General features: G+C 30.5%; 15 protein-coding genes and 1 other RNA gene. 3 read left to right on the top strand and 13 right to left on the bottom strand.

Annotation, left to right across the window (positions count from 1 at the left end):
- Positions 1-72: 72 nt before the first annotated feature.
- From AC59HC_RS08365 to rpsU, 3 genes are all read right to left on the bottom strand, one after another.
- Positions 73-363, bottom strand: coding sequence for an HPF/RaiA family ribosome-associated protein (locus AC59HC_RS08365; protein ID WP_002976393.1), 291 nt, complete (start codon positions 361-363; stop codon positions 73-75).
- The gene (locus AC59HC_RS08360; protein WP_343643282.1) at positions 360-1,247 is read right to left on the bottom strand and encodes a tyrosine-type recombinase/integrase; all 888 of its coding nucleotides are present in this window, start codon (positions 1,245-1,247) and stop codon (positions 360-362) included. The genes AC59HC_RS08365 and AC59HC_RS08360 overlap by 4 nt, the downstream gene beginning before the upstream one ends.
- 79 nt (positions 1,248-1,326) lie before the next feature.
- On the bottom strand, positions 1,327-1,524 hold the full coding sequence (gene rpsU, locus AC59HC_RS08355) for a 30S ribosomal protein S21 (protein ID WP_034693154.1): 198 nt from the start codon (positions 1,522-1,524) through the stop codon (positions 1,327-1,329).
- 269 nt (positions 1,525-1,793) lie between these two features.
- On the opposite strand from rpsU, the gene ssrA reads away from it, so the two are divergent.
- Positions 1,794-2,195: a transfer-messenger RNA gene (gene ssrA / locus AC59HC_RS08350) on the top strand.
- Between the two features lie 155 nt (positions 2,196-2,350).
- Here ssrA and AC59HC_RS08345 read toward each other — a convergent pair.
- The 5 genes from AC59HC_RS08345 to AC59HC_RS08325 form a co-directional block, all read right to left on the bottom strand.
- Positions 2,351-2,956: a hypothetical protein gene (locus AC59HC_RS08345; RefSeq protein WP_496558424.1), complete on the bottom strand. Its 606-nt coding sequence runs from the start codon at positions 2,954-2,956 to the stop codon at positions 2,351-2,353.
- The gene (locus AC59HC_RS08340; protein WP_089796360.1) at positions 2,957-3,931 is read right to left on the bottom strand and encodes a hypothetical protein; all 975 of its coding nucleotides are present in this window, start codon (positions 3,929-3,931) and stop codon (positions 2,957-2,959) included.
- A gap of 47 nt (positions 3,932-3,978) precedes the next feature.
- Positions 3,979-5,994 carry a DEAD/DEAH box helicase gene (locus AC59HC_RS08335; protein WP_496558423.1) on the bottom strand — a complete coding sequence of 672 codons (2,016 nt, stop codon included), beginning with the start codon at positions 5,992-5,994 and terminating at the stop codon, positions 3,979-3,981.
- Positions 5,991-6,824: a hypothetical protein gene (locus AC59HC_RS08330; protein ID WP_089796365.1), complete on the bottom strand. Its 834-nt coding sequence runs from the start codon at positions 6,822-6,824 to the stop codon at positions 5,991-5,993. The genes AC59HC_RS08335 and AC59HC_RS08330 overlap by 4 nt, the downstream gene beginning before the upstream one ends.
- A 454-nt stretch (positions 6,825-7,278) precedes the next feature.
- Positions 7,279-7,560: a helix-turn-helix domain-containing protein gene (locus AC59HC_RS08325; protein WP_089796368.1), complete on the bottom strand. Its 282-nt coding sequence runs from the start codon at positions 7,558-7,560 to the stop codon at positions 7,279-7,281.
- A 381-nt stretch (positions 7,561-7,941) separates the two neighbouring features.
- Here AC59HC_RS08325 and AC59HC_RS08320 point away from each other — a divergent pair, with 381 nt between their 5' ends.
- Together AC59HC_RS08320 and AC59HC_RS08315 are read left to right on the top strand one after the other, a co-directional pair.
- A complete protein-coding gene (locus tag AC59HC_RS08320; protein WP_089796370.1) occupies positions 7,942-8,757 on the top strand; it encodes an RNA polymerase sigma factor in 816 nt (271 codons plus the stop codon).
- Between the two features lies 1 nt (position 8,758).
- The gene (locus tag AC59HC_RS08315) at positions 8,759-9,853 is read left to right on the top strand and encodes a hypothetical protein (RefSeq protein WP_089796372.1); all 1,095 of its coding nucleotides are present in this window, start codon (positions 8,759-8,761) and stop codon (positions 9,851-9,853) included.
- 265 nt (positions 9,854-10,118) lie between these two features.
- On the opposite strand, the gene AC59HC_RS08310 is transcribed toward AC59HC_RS08315, so the two are convergent.
- From AC59HC_RS08310 to AC59HC_RS08290, 5 genes are all read right to left on the bottom strand, one after another.
- Entirely contained in the window at positions 10,119-10,658 is a 540-nt protein-coding gene (locus tag AC59HC_RS08310) for a DUF723 domain-containing protein (RefSeq protein ID WP_336686507.1), read from the bottom strand.
- Positions 10,659-10,745: 87 nt separating this feature from the next.
- A complete protein-coding gene (locus AC59HC_RS08305; RefSeq protein ID WP_496558422.1) occupies positions 10,746-11,549 on the bottom strand; it encodes a phospholipase D-like domain-containing protein in 804 nt (267 codons plus the stop codon).
- Positions 11,550-11,651: 102 nt separating this feature from the next.
- Positions 11,652-13,061, bottom strand: coding sequence for a hypothetical protein (locus AC59HC_RS08300; RefSeq protein WP_089795803.1), 1,410 nt, complete (start codon positions 13,059-13,061; stop codon positions 11,652-11,654).
- A gap of 355 nt (positions 13,062-13,416) precedes the next feature.
- Positions 13,417-14,439, bottom strand: coding sequence for a hypothetical protein (locus AC59HC_RS08295; protein ID WP_496558421.1), 1,023 nt, complete (start codon positions 14,437-14,439; stop codon positions 13,417-13,419).
- A gap of 414 nt (positions 14,440-14,853) precedes the next feature.
- The gene (locus tag AC59HC_RS08290) at positions 14,854-15,840 is read right to left on the bottom strand and encodes a DUF8464 domain-containing protein (RefSeq protein ID WP_089795799.1); all 987 of its coding nucleotides are present in this window, start codon (positions 15,838-15,840) and stop codon (positions 14,854-14,856) included.
- Between the last annotated feature and the right edge of the window lie 119 nt (positions 15,841-15,959).

Genomic DNA, 15,959 nt, shown 5'->3' with positions numbered 1-15,959 from the left:
TTTGCGAGTGCAAATATAGAACGGATTTTTTGAATTCTCAAATTTTTTATAAACTTTTTTTAACTTTTTTTTCTACGCCATTTCTTTTTTCTTGATTAATAGCTTTTTAGCAGTATCAACGCAAAGGTCCAGACTTTCTTCAAAACTTGTAGTGGTCTTCTTTACTACGATATCGTCTCCCGGAACCGCTAAAATAATCTCGGCAGTTTTGTTGGCTTTATCCGAATTATTTTCAACTTTCAAGAACACCTTACACTCCTGAATTTTGTCATAGAAGGTATCCAATTTACTTACTTTTTTGTCGATGTGTGATTCTAGTGGTTCGTGTGGAGTTAAACCAATTGATTGTACTGAAATCTTCATAATTCTTCTTTTTTTGATGCTCGAGGGTGAGCCTGATTAAACACTTTTTTCAATTGTTCAATATTAGCATTCGTATAGACTTGAGTACTGGCAAGGCTGGAATGCCCTAATATTTTTTTCACTTTGGAGATCTCCGCCCCATTATCCAATACGTGGGTAGCAAAGCTATGCCGAAGGATGTGAGGACTTTTTTTTTCTTTCGTTGTTACAAGACTAAGGTACTTATTAACTACCACATAAACAAATTTTTCATTGAGTTTTTTCCCTTTCTTATTGACGAAAAAATATGATTTAAATTCTGTCTGCGGATTTCTTATTTCCAGATAACTTTTCAGAAGTTCAGACAATTCATTGGAAATGGGAATTACCCTTTCTTTGTTCCCTTTTCCTATTACTTTTAATTCATTTCCATATAAGTCAACATTCTCAAATATCAGGCCACAAAGTTCCGCTTTACGCATTCCCGTCTGATAAAGAACCTCCATAATGCACTTTTCAAGCACGTCATGTACCTGTTCAAAAACTCTTTCATTGAGATCTGTCATTTCCTCTTTAGACATAGGAATCTGTTTTTCAGCATAAAACTTCAGGGAAGAAATCCCTTCAACGGGAGAAACTGTAATTTCACCTATTTTTAAAAGAAAAAGATAAAAACTGCGGAGAGAAGATAATTTTCTATTGATACTTCTTTTCGAAATGTCGTTTTCACTCAGTTCGACAATAAAATTCCGGATAATTTTTTTGTCTGCCTTGGCTAAATTGTCAGAAGATTCTGTTCGGAGAAAGAAATGGGAAAAGTCTTCAAGGTCTTTTTTGTAGCTTGTGATGGTATGAGGAGAATATCTTTTTTCGAATTGTAAGTATTCTAAAAACTTTTCCAGCATCATAGGGTATAAAAATAAAAATTCACTCCTCAAATATAAGAATTTAAGAAGTGAATTAATATATGGTTAAGAAAAAATCTTAAGCCTGCTCTTCTTTGCTAAGCGCTCTTTGTTTGTAAGCCGCTTTTAGTCTAGCTTGTCTCAAAGTTACAGAAGGCTTAATAAACTGTTGTCTAGATCTTAATTGACGAACAGTTCCTGTTTTATCAAATTTTCTCTTGTATTTTTTTAAAGCTCTGTCGATGGATTCACCATCTTTTACTGGAATTATTAACATATTTTACATCTCATTTTGGATTGCAAAAGTAGACATTTTTTATCAGAACACAAAATATATTGCCATAAACAATCACTAATCCACCCTATAACTGTTTAAAAACCCCGTATTAAAGCCTGTTAACAAACAATAATATTTTTATCACAATCACTGGATATTCAATTCTTACTACCTTCAGGTTACTCATTTTATTTCGTAATTTCTATTAAAACCATCGATATTAATGAAATGTAAACAAAAAGCACTATCTTTGTATTCACTTTATTCATGGGGTTGACTGGTTTCGACAGCAAGACCAATGGGTAAGTAAGCATGCAGAGAACCGTAGCGCGATCTCTATAATCCCTTGCTACAAAATTTTAACTGGCAACGAAGAGTTCGCTCTTGCAGCTTAATATCGAAGTATAGTAGATCAAGCGTTTTCCCGAAGATTTTAGTAGGGAAGCAAGATATTCCACAAATGCTCTGTTCTGCAGCGTTTGATCCTGGGATATAGGAATGCAGAAATAAGGTTTTAGAAGCTTTGGCTAAAGCTCGAAAATTTCAGAAGATAAGCTGGTCGTTGGGTGTCTATCCTCTGCTTCCAGTCGAAAACCAATGGTAGAATAAGCATGTAGAAAGCTTATGTATTGCTTGTTTGGACGAGGGTTCGAATCCCTCCAACTCCACTTAAAACCCTGTAAATTATTGATTTACAGGGTTTTTTATTTCAAGGTGCTATTTTAGGTGCCATTAATTTTCAATTCAATATAATTTGCACTGTTTGCGTAATATCGTTTTATAAGTTGCTGATATTATCTTATCAGCATCAATCATTCCACCATAATTAATCATAGTTTATATCATCAAATACCATTGCATAAACCTCCTTTACTAAAGTTATTATAGTAAGAAGATAGTTATAGAGAAAAATAAAGGATAATGTTTGTAAAAATAATAATACAATAGATTTTACTTTACTGTAGTCAATATCTCCCGTTTCAATAAATTCTTTGACTTCCTTAACAACTTGTAAACCTTGCAAATTTGCTTTCATTAAAAATATATATAGTAATAAAAAAACTATTGATATAATTGCAATAGCAACCGAAAACAAAATAAGAGTTGTAATTTGTTCTGTAAAATCTTTATATCTTTTGAGATAAGATTGGGCTTCATCACTTTGATTACGGCTCATCTGATTTTTTCTCTTGGAATAATTTTCAGTTACAACAAAAATTACAGAAAAAAGCAGACCGGAAAATATGCTAATTGCACTTATAATATTTGAAATGATGTCATTGTCAATAGTAACACCAAATAGTAAAAAGATAATTGAAAGCATTATAGGAAAAAAAAGATGCCAAAATATTGTATAGAATATCTTTGGACTTACTCGAATTTCAGAGAAGCCATCTTTTAATAATTCTATTAAATTAAATTTTGAAAACATTTAATTTTTATATCCTATTTCCCTTTTTATTTTATTCAGAATACCGTCTGTGAATTTTTTAATTTTCACATAATCATAATGATGTGTTTCATTTGATTTTATTTCATCGGGTAAGAATATTGTTGGTGTAATATCCAACGTCTTATTTATACCTACATTTGCTAAATGCCCGTCTTCATCCTTATAATAAGCTTTCAGGTCGTATCCGTTTTGTTCTGATATATCAAGATCTTCTAAGTTAGCACCAATTAATTTATTTATACCTTGACCTTTCAATTTGCTCCAAAAATCTGTAACGTTGTGTTTAAAACCACTTACTGTAACGGTGATTTTGAGATTTTTTTCATCTGCGAAAATTGGGTTAATTATTTTTCTTTTACCTCTTGAAATATTATCTTTAATAATTTTCATCTCGTAGACGTGGCTATTTTTGAGATATTGATCTTTTATATCTTTTGGAGTGAATGGTGAATAAACTAAAGTAAAACCGTAACCAGTAATAAATTTACGTAGTACTATCTTAAACAATTCCGAAACCGTATAATCCGAATAACTTTGTATCATTAAAATTCCGGAATTATGATCAAAAGGAGTCCAAAGTTTTACAAAAAACGGGACTGATGCAATTTGATCCAATCCTATCTTTCCTTTTTCTTCAATAGCATTATTTAAATCATAGATGGTTTCTAAGTTACCGATGCTTCCGCCAAAAATTTCCCCATCTATAATATTTTGAGTACTTCTGGGCGTGAAATTATTGTCATTTGTTGTAGAAATACTTTTAGTCCCTTTACCGTCAGTTTTAAATTTACCATCAAACAAGCCTCTGTAGTCAGAAATAAACTGTAAATATGCTTCTTCCTTCTCTTCTCCTATACTCTTAAACAGATCCTTAAAATTTAAAAATTCTTTAGATCTCGAATTTCGTTTCTTTATTGCAATTTTGAAAATTTCTAATTTTAAATTTTGTGCCATATATAGTTTTCCTTGGTTAAGTCTTCTTGTGGAATATTTTAAATTTGTTATTCAAAATAAACTCTTAAATCGCTCATATTTTCATTTTGAAAAATAATTTTCCTAATATCGTGTATAGAAAATTTATTTGGTAAGTTATCTGCAATTCTTTCTAGAAAAGGATTAGCTCTCTGATATGGAATTCCATATTCAAAAAGTTTATTCATAATAACAAGTGTTTCGTGAGTAGGATTATCTATACCTATAAATTTGGAATAAAACTGAGCTTTTTTCCTCTTAGCCTCAACAATGACTTCAGTAGGAATTAAATTTTTATTCGTGTGTTTTTTGTACAAATCATCTACATCAATTATAAAATTAATTAACGGTATTATCTTGAATGGTAAAAAGCTGTAAATCATATCAATTAAAATTGATATAATTTGAGATTTGAATTTCTGTTTGTTTTTTGAATGTAATTCATTAACCATTGAACCAAATGTATTAAATCGGGAACTTAAAATTGTATTAAGACTATTTATATCTGTTCCGCCGATAAGTTTCCCTATTATACCGAGAAGAAGAACATTTTTCGTATTGGCTACGTACTCAAGTAAAATTGTAAATTGATTAACTGTAAAACCGTGATTGTTTAAGAGCGAAATAATTTCCTTTGAAGGAACATTAGAATAACTCGAATTTTCTAAATGTTTTTGTAATTTATCTTCGTGCGAAGTTTTACCTTCAGTATTTTTTTCTTTATCAAAATTTTCATCTCTATTTATTTCAATAATATCTGATTTATTTTCTAATAGGAATTCAATATTAATATTTTCATAAGATACGTTTGCATTTTCAAATTGCTTTTGATGCTTCTCAAAATAATATATATTTCCAACCTTATGCTCTCCTAATCTGCCCGCACGTCCAATTAAATTTTTATATTTGACTAAATTTTTATCTCCTAAAATATCTCTCGAACTGTATATATAGATATTTTTTGTAGGCGTATTAACCCCTTCAATGACAGAATTAGTAGCTAATACATTTTTTAGTTGGTTTGATTTGAAAAGATCAATTACTTTTTTCTGAATAAATTTAGGCATAGGACCATAATGTATACCAATACCAGATTTTAGAGCTTGAATAGGTAACCATTCCGAATGAAAATCTTCTTGTACTCTTTGTATCCAACTATCATTTAATTCAATCGAATTTTTGATTGATTTTAATTTTGAAAGATAAATTCTTTCTAATTCTTTGGGAGAATTAAAATATACAAGGTTTGTTATTTCGTTTTTTGATATTTCTTGATATATTGTTTGATCTAATTTTTTTATACTGTTAAAGCTCTTTGCTACAGGAGCATAATCAGATTTTAGAACTTGAAAAGTAAAATTTTCTAAACCTGTAATAGAATTAACTAATGGCATTAACAATATAATCTTTTCTGAGTTTTCTATTGTATCAATAAAAGAACGGTTTAAAATAACCTCTCTACTTCCTTTAATTGAATCTGTCAGTTTATAAGCCTCATCAATTACAAATAGATCAATTTTTTCTTTATAGAATCCCTTCAAATTATAATATTTTTCCTGAGTCCCGATGAAAATGCTCTTTTCAGAAATGACTTCTAAGCTTTTTACAGAATCAAAAATAATATAATCTAAAGCTGTAAAAAGTAATTTAAAATCATCCAACAATTCATCAGCCAAAGAATTTGTAGGAACAATAAATACAACTTTATTTGGTTGATTATTAAAAATAAACTCCTTAATCAACATTGTTTTACCAAAGCTGGTGGGAGCTGAAACAATGCACCGCCGGTTTTCAAGAATTCCATTATAGATTTTAAGCTGTTCAGAAGTAAATGAAATCTTCGAATTATGGCTCAGCTGGTTTGTTTCCTGAATAAATTCAAGTTGTTTGGAAAAAAAAGAATTGTCCAAATTTTCTTTATAGTATGGTGACAAATCATAGAGAAATAGATCTTCTAATTCTACTTTTATTTTTTTTTCATCAAGAATTTTTATAACTTCTTCACGATTATTCTGATTCAGTATTGTTTCTTCAGAGTTTATCACGATATTATTTCTTTAATTATTAAATCTAATGCTTTTCGTTGTGCTTTAAAGATCAATTCATTTTTTGACTCTATTGGTAGATGATATAAATGTATTTTATAATGAGTTGGAAAATTGGAAATAGCAACTTTATCAATCAGATTATAAGACGTATCATACTTTTTTATATCAGTTTCAGATGTATGCAGAACAAATCCAGATAATGTAAGAGGCATCTTTTTTATATCCTCAGATGTCTTTTCTGATATTTCTCCTGTAATACCCTTTAATATTATGACACTATCAGTATTTAAGATATTTTTTATATAATCTTCTAATTTACTTTTAAATGAAACATCTTTTATAATTTTACCTACACCTCCATATAATAAACTATAAAACTTTGCTTCACCTAAAACCAAACTACTATTCGAAAACATACAAACATCTGCTCCTGTAGAGATTTTAGTCAGATTTTCATTTACTGAGATAACACCTGTTACTAAGTCTTTATCTATATAATCTATATTTAATCTTGCCAATAATGCTTCAGCAAAAAAAGAATAATATGTTTCATTCTTATTGTCTGAAATAAACTTTCTGATTTCATCATCATCCACATCTTTCTCCCTGTTTTCAAACGAAGTTTCTATAAACCTTCGTAATTGCCTAAGTCTATCTTTTCGAGATAATGGTCTATCTTTTTGAAACAAATAATTAAGATTAGTTTCTTCATACATTATATCAAGAATATAGGAATCTAGATCTTCGAATGTCAAAGAATGTTCGTAAATAGAAAAATTATATTTTCCACAACTACTTTTTTTCTTTTCCGCAATACTAAAACTCATAAATCTATTTAATCAATTTTTCAGTAGACAAACGCAATCAAAGCAAATTTTGTCATTGGTTAGTCATTTTTTTTAAGAAGTTATCAATAATATCTTCATTTTTTTAAAGCTTGAAAAATACTAAAAATAAAGGAAAAGAAAATACGGAAAACCATAAAACATAAATAATAAAAACAAGTAATTCAAAATTCCAATTACTTCTTTGAAATGAAAATCATTAGATACATTTCTATAAAGCTCTAAAATTCAAATATTTAAATAATATTTTATTCAAATACACAGTAATAAATGTAAAGTTTAAGCCAACTTAAAATATATTATTTACTTTAACTAGGAAGTTTTATGGATATAGATAAGCCTACTAAATCCATCAAATGATAAGTTATCATCAAACTTGGTAATAATATAATACCTGCATAAACTATTATTCCTCACAAAAAAATCCTAACTTTCGTCAGGATTTTTTACTTTTAATTTCTTTAATATCGTATTTCTTATCTGGGATCGGCTCATTAGGAAGAAAATCTTTTATGGAGCATCCTAATGCTATTGCAATTAGATTTAGATGGATTAAATTATATTTTGCTTTTTTAGATGGTGCTTCTATCTGTGATATAAATCCAATATTCTTCCCAATAGAAAGAGAAAGTTCCTCTTGGGTAATATTCTTTGATTCTCGTATTTCTTTAACACGTTTTATAACATATCTTTCTATTTCATCTAATGATTCATTCATAAATCAAAGTGAATGAAAAACATCAAAAAATATTATGTACTATAGTACATATTTTGTAAAATATTTTTATATTTGTAAAATAAGTTATTGAAATGTAACTTTGCGATACTTCAAAGAAATATAGAAGCTATTGCTTAGAATCTCGAACTGAAAACTGGTAATTTTTAATATGCGAGAGGATAAGTAAAGTAGCTCACGACCTAGGCGTGAGCTCACTTATCTGCATATAAGGTATACCAGTGCCCCAGTTCGGATATGTTGAGTTTCACGCCATTTATTTGGAGGCAAGATGTAGTGAGATAGTGAAGAAAATGGTACAGATAACTCATTCGGGTATCTAAGCAGTTCTTTTAGCAATAATTAAGCTGAAAAATACTGCTTATGAAGACAACAAACTCACAACCCAAAAAATTGACTGATTTTCAGCTATATGTACAGCTGAAAAAAGGTAATCCAGCCTCATTAGAACATATTCATTTAAGGTACAAAAGACTTCTCTTCTGGATCGGAAAACAAATGCTTGACGATGATTTTGTCGTGGAAACACTGGTGCAGGATACATTCCTTAAACTCTGGTTACACCGTGATTCCATTGAAACTCCAAATCATATTCTTGGCTTTTTGCGGTTTGTTTTGAAAAGAGATTGTATAACGTATTTCAACACTCCCAAAAATAAATTCGCACGATTAACGGCATCACTTGAAAATTTTGAGAACTATCAGGATTATCTTATAGGTTTTGATCCCCAGAATGATAAAGAGAATCTCCTCAATCAGGAATCTGAACAAAAGAAATTTGATGAAGTTAAAAAGGTTGTAAACGTACTCGATCCCAAAAGAAAACACCTTATTGAACTTTGTCTTGAATATGGTTTTCAATACAAACCAATCGCAGAAGCAATGGGAAGTAGTGTGACAAGCATCAGCAATGAGGTGAGCAGAGCTATAAATGATCTTCGGAAAATTCTTAATAGAAGTTCTCTAGAACTTCCAACGGAAAAAGCTTCCGGCAACAAAGAGCAAACTGAAAAACTCAGTAGTCAGCAAATCGACATTATAAATAGAAGATTTGAACAGAAATCTTCATTTGCAGTCATTGCTCGAGAACTCAAACTTTCTGAAAAAGAAGTCCATCAGGAGTTTCTTTGTGCTTATCAATATTTACAGAATCGAAATAACTCTGAAATAACTACCTGATATGGAAGAATCAACAATTACACTCACACGAAAAATTCAGTTATTGATCGATGTTCCATCCGATCAAAAAAATGAAATGTGGGAAAAACTTTATCGGTATCAGAACCGTTGTTTCCGAGCGGCAAACTTAATTTCTTCCCATTTATATATTCAAGAAATGATCAAGGATTTCTTTTACCTCACCGAAGAAATACAATACAAGTTAGTTGATGAAAAAAAAGATCAGATGGGAATGTTTAATCGTTCGAAAACTGGCACTACAGCACGAATGGTGTTTGATCGTTTCAAAGGGGAAATTCCGACAGATATTCTGGGAAGCCTTAACAATACAATTCAATCAACTTTCTCTAAAAACAAAGCCGATTATTGGCAGGGAGCAAAATCACTTAGAAATTATAAAAGAGACATTCCAATCCCACTTCCGGTTAAATGCATCAGCAAAATGAAATATGATCCTGATAAGAAAGCCTTTTGCTTCAATATGTTTGCGATTCCTGTCAAAACATACTTAGGAAAAGATTATACTGATAAGCGAGCGATAATGGAACGCCTGCTAAAAGGAGACATAAAGCTATGCACCTCACAGATCCAACTGAAAGACAGGAAAATATTCTGGCTCGCAGTTTTTGAATTTGAAAAGGAAGAGCATCTTTTAAACCCCGAAATTATTGCTGAAGCTTACCTATCTCTGGAACATCCAATAGTTGCAAAAGCAAACAATACGCGAATTAACATCGGCTCAAAGGAGGAGTTTTTGTATCGCAGGCTCGCAATTCAGGCAAGTCAAAAAAGGATTCAGGAGGGTATCGCCTATTCCCGTTCAGGAAATGGAGTAAAACGTAAACAGAAAGCATTGTACAAAACAGAAAATCTTGAAAGCAAATATGTAAGTCATAGGCTTCACCTATACAGCCGAAAACTTATCGATTTCTGTATCAAACAACAGGCAGGCACACTCGTTCTTAAAAATCAGGAGGACAAAATTGGGATTGCAAAAGAACAGGAGTTTGTAATTCGCAACTGGAGTTATTATGAATTGCAGACGAAAATAAAATATAAAGCAGAAAAAGCCGGTATCGAATTGATCATCGGATAGAAATAAAATAACGAGGGTGCTTGTACACCCGTAGGGTGAGGTCTTGAACACTCACTAAATACTTAACTGTATATACAACGGCGTGGGTTCTTTTTCTACCTCAAGATAGCATAGGAACATAGAAATATCTAACAATTATAAAGAAATTACTAACTTCCATTAAAGAGAAGATTTTAACTATCAAGAAGTAAAAATTTTCATAATATTTTTTTATTTAAATTAGTCAATACTTATAACTTAAAAAAAAATTATTAAAATTAAAACTCTATTCTTCTGTCATTCGTTTTAAATAATTTAAAATGTTCTCTTTTATTCCCAATACTAAACACTCCGTACTTCCTCTAAATTTCAACAATGGTTTATATGACAAACTTGCATATTTCTTTTTTAATTTGACTTCAATTTTCATAGCTTCTTCTCCAATTTCAATTTTTTTTGAAAATAATCGTGTATATGAATATGGTAATTCACCTTTTAATGTCCTTGTTTCAATATCAGTAATTGTAACACCAAATTTTAAGAATTTTTCATTGTTTCCGTAGCATTCAATTAAATATATATATTTGCTTTTATCATACCATATACTTTTATGAAATCCACTTTTATGACTATTGTCACATTTTGGACAACCTCTGTTTTCTGCGTAGTGAGCACGTGGTCTCATATCAAATTCACCGTGCTCTGGACAAATTATTATTACTCTAGATTCGGTTGTTTTATAAACTACCTTTGAATAATCATATTTGTTACCATGAATTTCTTTAGATCTTCTTAAAAAATCTTCTAATGTCGTTCTTTGTGCCATAATTTTCTATAAGCTAGCTGATAGCCATTTGCAGTTTGGTGAATTGACAAACCATGAAGTGCTAAACCTCATTTGAAATGCTGATGATTATTTTATTAGTTGTTTAAATTCTGTCGCATATTTTTCTGCTAATTCTCTGCTATTTTCGATACTTATTGTTTCTCTATTCCATTTCGCTTTTGTTGTCCAATTATATGAACCGTGTACTATTGTTTTCAAGTCAATTATGCAAAATTTATGATGCATGATATTCTGATAGATTCCTGTTTTATGAACTCGTTTTGTTTCAAAATATTTCTCGTATTGAAAACCATTTTTAGCATTTATTTCATCGTCAAGTATAACCAAGCGGACATTTATTCCATTTTGCTTTTGTTCATAGAGTTCCCTCATTAAATCTTTGTCAGTAAACCAAGCTACTGCTACCCATATAGTAAATTTTGCAAGTCTAATTTGTTCGATTATTTGCCTTTGAATTTCTTCGAAATGCACTTCTACTTCAATGTCATCCGGTAATTCAGCACCAATGATTTTATATTTACCATCAATATCTTCAAGTCTATAACCGTCTTGCTGTAATAATACATTTATTTTTTCAACAGCAGTTGCAATATCCTTATTTACATCTTTCGCAAAGTGTCTTGGGTCAAAAACTATTTCTAATAATTGAATTAATTCTTTTTGTCCATTGATTTCAGTAAGTTTTTCTATTATATAAGCATTTCGGCTTAATTTTCGTGGCATTCCGCCTTCTTCCCATTTATAAACATCTTTAAAACCAACTTGATTAAAAAGTTTCAAAATTAATGGTCCAGAAAGTCCAGGAGTCAAACCATTGTCGCCTGATATAAATTCTTTAATGCTTTCTATTGTTAGGTCGGAAAGTTTCATTTGCTTTTAGTCTAGGTTTAAATTGTAGCTTATCAAAATAAAAATCCAATTTGCAGAATAGTGGAAATATAACTTTATACTTAATTCTACATTTTGCAAAACCTATGTTTGGCGAGATTTAGTTTTTGGAATTGGAGGAAAAGTTACAATTTTACCGAGCCCTTTGTAAATGGCATCTCTACATTTTTTCTTATAATTATCGTTATCATTTTCTTTTAAATATTTAATAACAAAAAATAAATCCGACGTTTTTACTAATGCTATTTTTTCTCTTTCAGCACCAATTTTGCACTTTTCTGTAAAATCTAAAGTTCTCGAATTTGGTTCAGATAATCTTTGAGGGTTTCCAAATAAAATACCGAAAGCTTTTTCTTGAACTTCATCTCTTGCAAAATCAGCATTTAAAGATTCTAAGAGTTGTCTAAATTTTGTGATATTAATATCTTTAGTATCTTTTCCCTCACATTCACCTATGAATCGGTGCTTTTCGGGACTTACTATGACTTGATCAAGTTCTAATACGCCATCTTCATAATTTTGTGCTTCGTAGCCCAAAATATTTAGAGCATTAGTTACCGCATCCTCCAATGGTTTACCCGATTCGAAAAGTAAATCTTTAATTTTATTTTCTTCAAGCAGTAAATCATTGTATTTAATATTGCTTTCTTTCAGCTCAAGTATCTTCTTATTATTAGTTTCGATAGATTTTTCAATAGATTTTGCTTTTGAAGTTACAAACTCATCTAACGAAGCCCAATCTGGGATAGGGGTTTTATTCGAATTACTTGTGAGATTTTTGTCAATTTCTAATAAATTTTGAATGAAGTTTTTACCAAAACTAACTCCTTCCTTTGTCCAAAAATATTTATCCTTTTCCTCATCGTACTTTGTGAAGTCTTTATTAAACTCTATCATCGGTAATGTTATCAAATGACCATTTCCAACTTTTTGAATTGAACCTAAAATTTTGTTTGTGTCTTTTCCGGTGTATACAATATTGCAGTTCTCTGAATTTTCTACGTAAGCTTTATAAACCAAATTCTTATTGTATTCTTTATTAAAATTAGCAAAAATCGAATTTCCCGTAAAAATTATTTTGTCACCAGATGCAGAGGTTAGCTTCCCAATACTAATTGGTAAAAAATCATAATTTGATGAGGAGGTTGTGTTGTATGTAGTTTGTCCTTTTCTGGGATGTGAAGTGCTTAAAGCAATAAGGAATGTATTTTTTTCACTTAAAAGTATAAAGATTGTTTTCCCAAGTTTAAGCATGTCAGTTAATTCTTTTTTCAAATGCTGCAACTTGTTAATAAAATTTGTCGAAGCTGACACATCATAACAACCGCCGCCACCTGATGAAAAGCTCACCCAACTATGACTACTTGGCTTTATTATTTCTGGACAAATAACAACAATATCAGCATCCATAAGGGATACGTTGGATGTTATATTTTTTTCAAAATTTGAATAACCTGGAATCTCAAATCCAAATGTAATGATATCTTTTTCCATATGTATTTTTCATGATGATAAATATTGCCTAGTGGTTGGGCGCTTGCCGAACAAGTAATTTCATTTATAGAACTTCCTATTGTAATTCTTATCACTAATTTAAAATTTATTTTGATGATTTGATAAATAAGCGCTTACAAATATTTATTATTTTTTAATTTTCTATGGATTTAAAAATGTTTTGTGAGAACAAATGCAGATAAAATGAACTCCATTGCTCTTATAAAAAATTGAAGTATTAATTCAATTATGAAAACATATTTTTAGTTTGGTGATCTTACATAGGAAAAATTTCCGGAATGAATAGATTCTTTTAACTCAAAGGCAAAAAGACACATTTTGACACTACTTGTATTTACAGTCTTTTTCTCCTCTTTTGCTTGCCAATTGGAATATCCTCAGTCATATAATTTGCATCATTAGTACCGAAACGTAGTATAGAGAAAAGCTGAACTGCCATCTCATTATTTTTAAAAATCTCATTAATAGCAGAGAATGGGATATTATTTTCTTTACAAATGTTTTCTGCAATCTGCCCCATTTCCGATATTAACTTTTGATTTTCTGTCCTGTCAATATTAGGATATTTATATCTTTCAAATTTGACCTTTCTTTTAAGAATATTGGTGACAGAATCTAAATATTTTTTCTTTTCTGAAGCAAAAACATTTGGCTCAGTCAATAGCACGGAATACTTATTTTTGAATGATTGAACTTCTTTATTTAAGCTATCAACTTTTGTACTGAGTTCAGCAATCTGTTTGGACTTAGATTCCAAGTCTGTTTTACTTTTTTGAATTGTGCTTCTATAGATTCGAAATGTTTTTTCATAATTCGCAATTGTTTTATCAGTATTGAGTCTTTTAAAACCCAAAAAATCATTTTCCTTTACAATCAGTTGCTGGGATTTATCTAAACTCATCTCAGATTTCATTTTGTTATACATTTCTTCCAAAACTTTGAGATCTTCTTCTTTCTTTTGAATCTTAAACTCAATAGCTTCCAATCTTCCTCTAGATCCAGAAATCCCCCTTTCCATATTCAGGCATTCAGCTGTCAGATCTTGCATTTTTGAATAGTGGTAAGATTGATGTTTAAGTGTTTTACCCGTTTCCAAATCTTGCCAATCAGCCACCAAATGAGCGTGGTAATTTGGCTTCCATTCTTTCGTGTCCTTATCGGTATGACCTTCATCTTTATGTATAGCAATTTGAAAAACACGGATTTTCAGTTCATCTTCCAGTCTTTTTGCCAAGTTTTGAAGTTCCAACATCGTCGTATTTTCTTTTATAACAACTACAGCTTCCCGAATTGGCATTGCATTCTTTTGCAATTTTCTTCCTGACTTAGCTTTGCAATATGCTTCAATCTTCTGCATTCTAATAGATATTTTCTGTTCTAACCAATATTCATTGTTTGGTGTCAGATCTTTACGGATGTAGTCGAAAGTTTTCTTTCTGAAATTATGAGTTTCAGAGTCCGATTTGACTGCCTTGAAATTTATCGAAGTCTTCATTAGTTTTCATCTTTGAAGTTTGTGCTATATGTTTCCAATCAAAATTGTTGTATAAAAATTATACAGCAATTAAATTTACCTGTGCATTTTTTACACACCTTCGTTAAAGACCTGCGTATTTTTTACACAGGTTGGTAAGAATCAACCTTATGCTATTTTACTCAGGTTGAAGCCTCGCAGAGCGTATTTGAAACTTTGTTGGGAGGAACGACCTTCAAAGTTGCGAATGCGCTCCTAACTTCTGCAGGTAGTTGGTAAAACATACAGCAAGCTTTATCAACGTTTCCTTTTAAAACCATTTAAATTTTTAAGTTCAGTTTCCTGATGTCTTATTTGCAATTCGTCCGCTTCAGGAAATTTTTCAGATTGTTTTCCTAATTTATTAACTACATCATTTTTTATTCGATGTATCAAAAATTCGTTGAGATCTTTATGGTTGGAATAAATTCCGGAGTAATCTTTTGCTTGCGAAAAAGATTTTATGATCTGAGATTTACATTTAATTCCTGCATTATCGTTGTCGAGAAACAGATTGATATCAGAGTAGTTTTTCAAACGTTCTATGGATTTGTTTAAAAGAGCAATGGAATTCATTACGAGAAGATCTCCGGCGAAAGATCTTTGCATTTCTATAAAAGACAAGGCATCCATAAAGCCTTCAAAAACCGCCACGGCTTTGATGTTTTTATCTTGAACATTTGATAAAGCCATTGCATTATTATTGAGATCGATTATTGAAATATCCTTTTTCAACAATGAACCTTTGTAAAATGAATTACGAAGCTCAAAGCCTCCGGATAAATTTTCGAATCCAATTGCGTAGAGTTTCTTTTCTCCGACTGTAAATCGTATTTCTTTAATGTGATCGTATATTTTTGAGGTCAAGCCTCGTCCCTGTAAATATTTTTTCAGGTTTGGATTCTCTAAATTCAGTATTCCATCAATTCTGTAATTTGGTTCCGACTTTTTAAAATGTTGTTGTTGCTGATGAAAAAAAGAAAAATTTTGTTTTTGTGCCCATTCCAGAACTTCATTGACCGAAGTTTTCAAATACTTTTTCATAAAATCGGTGTTATTCCCACCTATACCCTCTGAGTGAAGATACCAAGCGTTAATTTTTTTATCCAATTTAAAAGAGGCTTGGGATTCGCTGGCAAAGGGGTTGAGATACCAAGCTTCTTTTTCATTTTGTTTCGTGGGAAGGTGTCCGAGAGAAAGGAGGACTTCTTCCAACGATATGCTGTTAAATTTTTTGCAGTTCATTGTTATAATAATTAATGTTTTTTAATAATAAATAGAATATCCCCTGTTGGCGAAAGCGGATGAGTTTGTATTTGAGTAATTTTTGATGAATTGATGAGAAAGCTTTGGAAAAAATTGAA

Source organism: Chryseobacterium sp. DZ-32 (assembly GCF_059587025.1).
Note: the sequence above shows the minus strand (reverse complement) of the source record. Positions and strands in the feature narration are given on the sequence as shown.

Bases quoted from the DNA above. Each gene is read 5' to 3' on its own strand.
- AC59HC_RS08365 (WP_002976393.1), bottom strand. From the start codon at position 363: ATGAAGATTTCAGTACAATCAATTGGTTTAACTCCACACGAACCACTA.
- AC59HC_RS08360 (WP_343643282.1), bottom strand. From the start codon at position 1,247: ATGCTGGAAAAGTTTTTAGAATACTTACAATTCGAAAAAAGATATTCT.
- rpsU (WP_034693154.1), bottom strand. From the start codon at position 1,524: ATGTTAATAATTCCAGTAAAAGATGGTGAATCCATCGACAGAGCTTTA.
- AC59HC_RS08345 (WP_496558424.1), bottom strand. From the start codon at position 2,956: ATGTTTTCAAAATTTAATTTAATAGAATTATTAAAAGATGGCTTCTCT.
- AC59HC_RS08340 (WP_089796360.1), bottom strand. From the start codon at position 3,931: ATGGCACAAAATTTAAAATTAGAAATTTTCAAAATTGCAATAAAGAAA.
- AC59HC_RS08330 (WP_089796365.1), bottom strand. From the start codon at position 6,824: ATGAGTTTTAGTATTGCGGAAAAGAAAAAAAGTAGTTGTGGAAAATAT.
- AC59HC_RS08325 (WP_089796368.1), bottom strand. From the start codon at position 7,560: ATGAATGAATCATTAGATGAAATAGAAAGATATGTTATAAAACGTGTT.
- AC59HC_RS08320 (WP_089796370.1), top strand. From the start codon at position 7,942: ATGAAGACAACAAACTCACAACCCAAAAAATTGACTGATTTTCAGCTA.
- AC59HC_RS08315 (WP_089796372.1), top strand. From the start codon at position 8,759: ATGGAAGAATCAACAATTACACTCACACGAAAAATTCAGTTATTGATC.
- AC59HC_RS08310 (WP_336686507.1), bottom strand. From the start codon at position 10,658: ATGGCACAAAGAACGACATTAGAAGATTTTTTAAGAAGATCTAAAGAA.
- AC59HC_RS08305 (WP_496558422.1), bottom strand. From the start codon at position 11,549: ATGAAACTTTCCGACCTAACAATAGAAAGCATTAAAGAATTTATATCA.
- AC59HC_RS08300 (WP_089795803.1), bottom strand. From the start codon at position 13,061: ATGGAAAAAGATATCATTACATTTGGATTTGAGATTCCAGGTTATTCA.
- AC59HC_RS08295 (WP_496558421.1), bottom strand. From the start codon at position 14,439: ATGCAGAAGATTGAAGCATATTGCAAAGCTAAGTCAGGAAGAAAATTG.
- AC59HC_RS08290 (WP_089795799.1), bottom strand. From the start codon at position 15,840: ATGAACTGCAAAAAATTTAACAGCATATCGTTGGAAGAAGTCCTCCTT.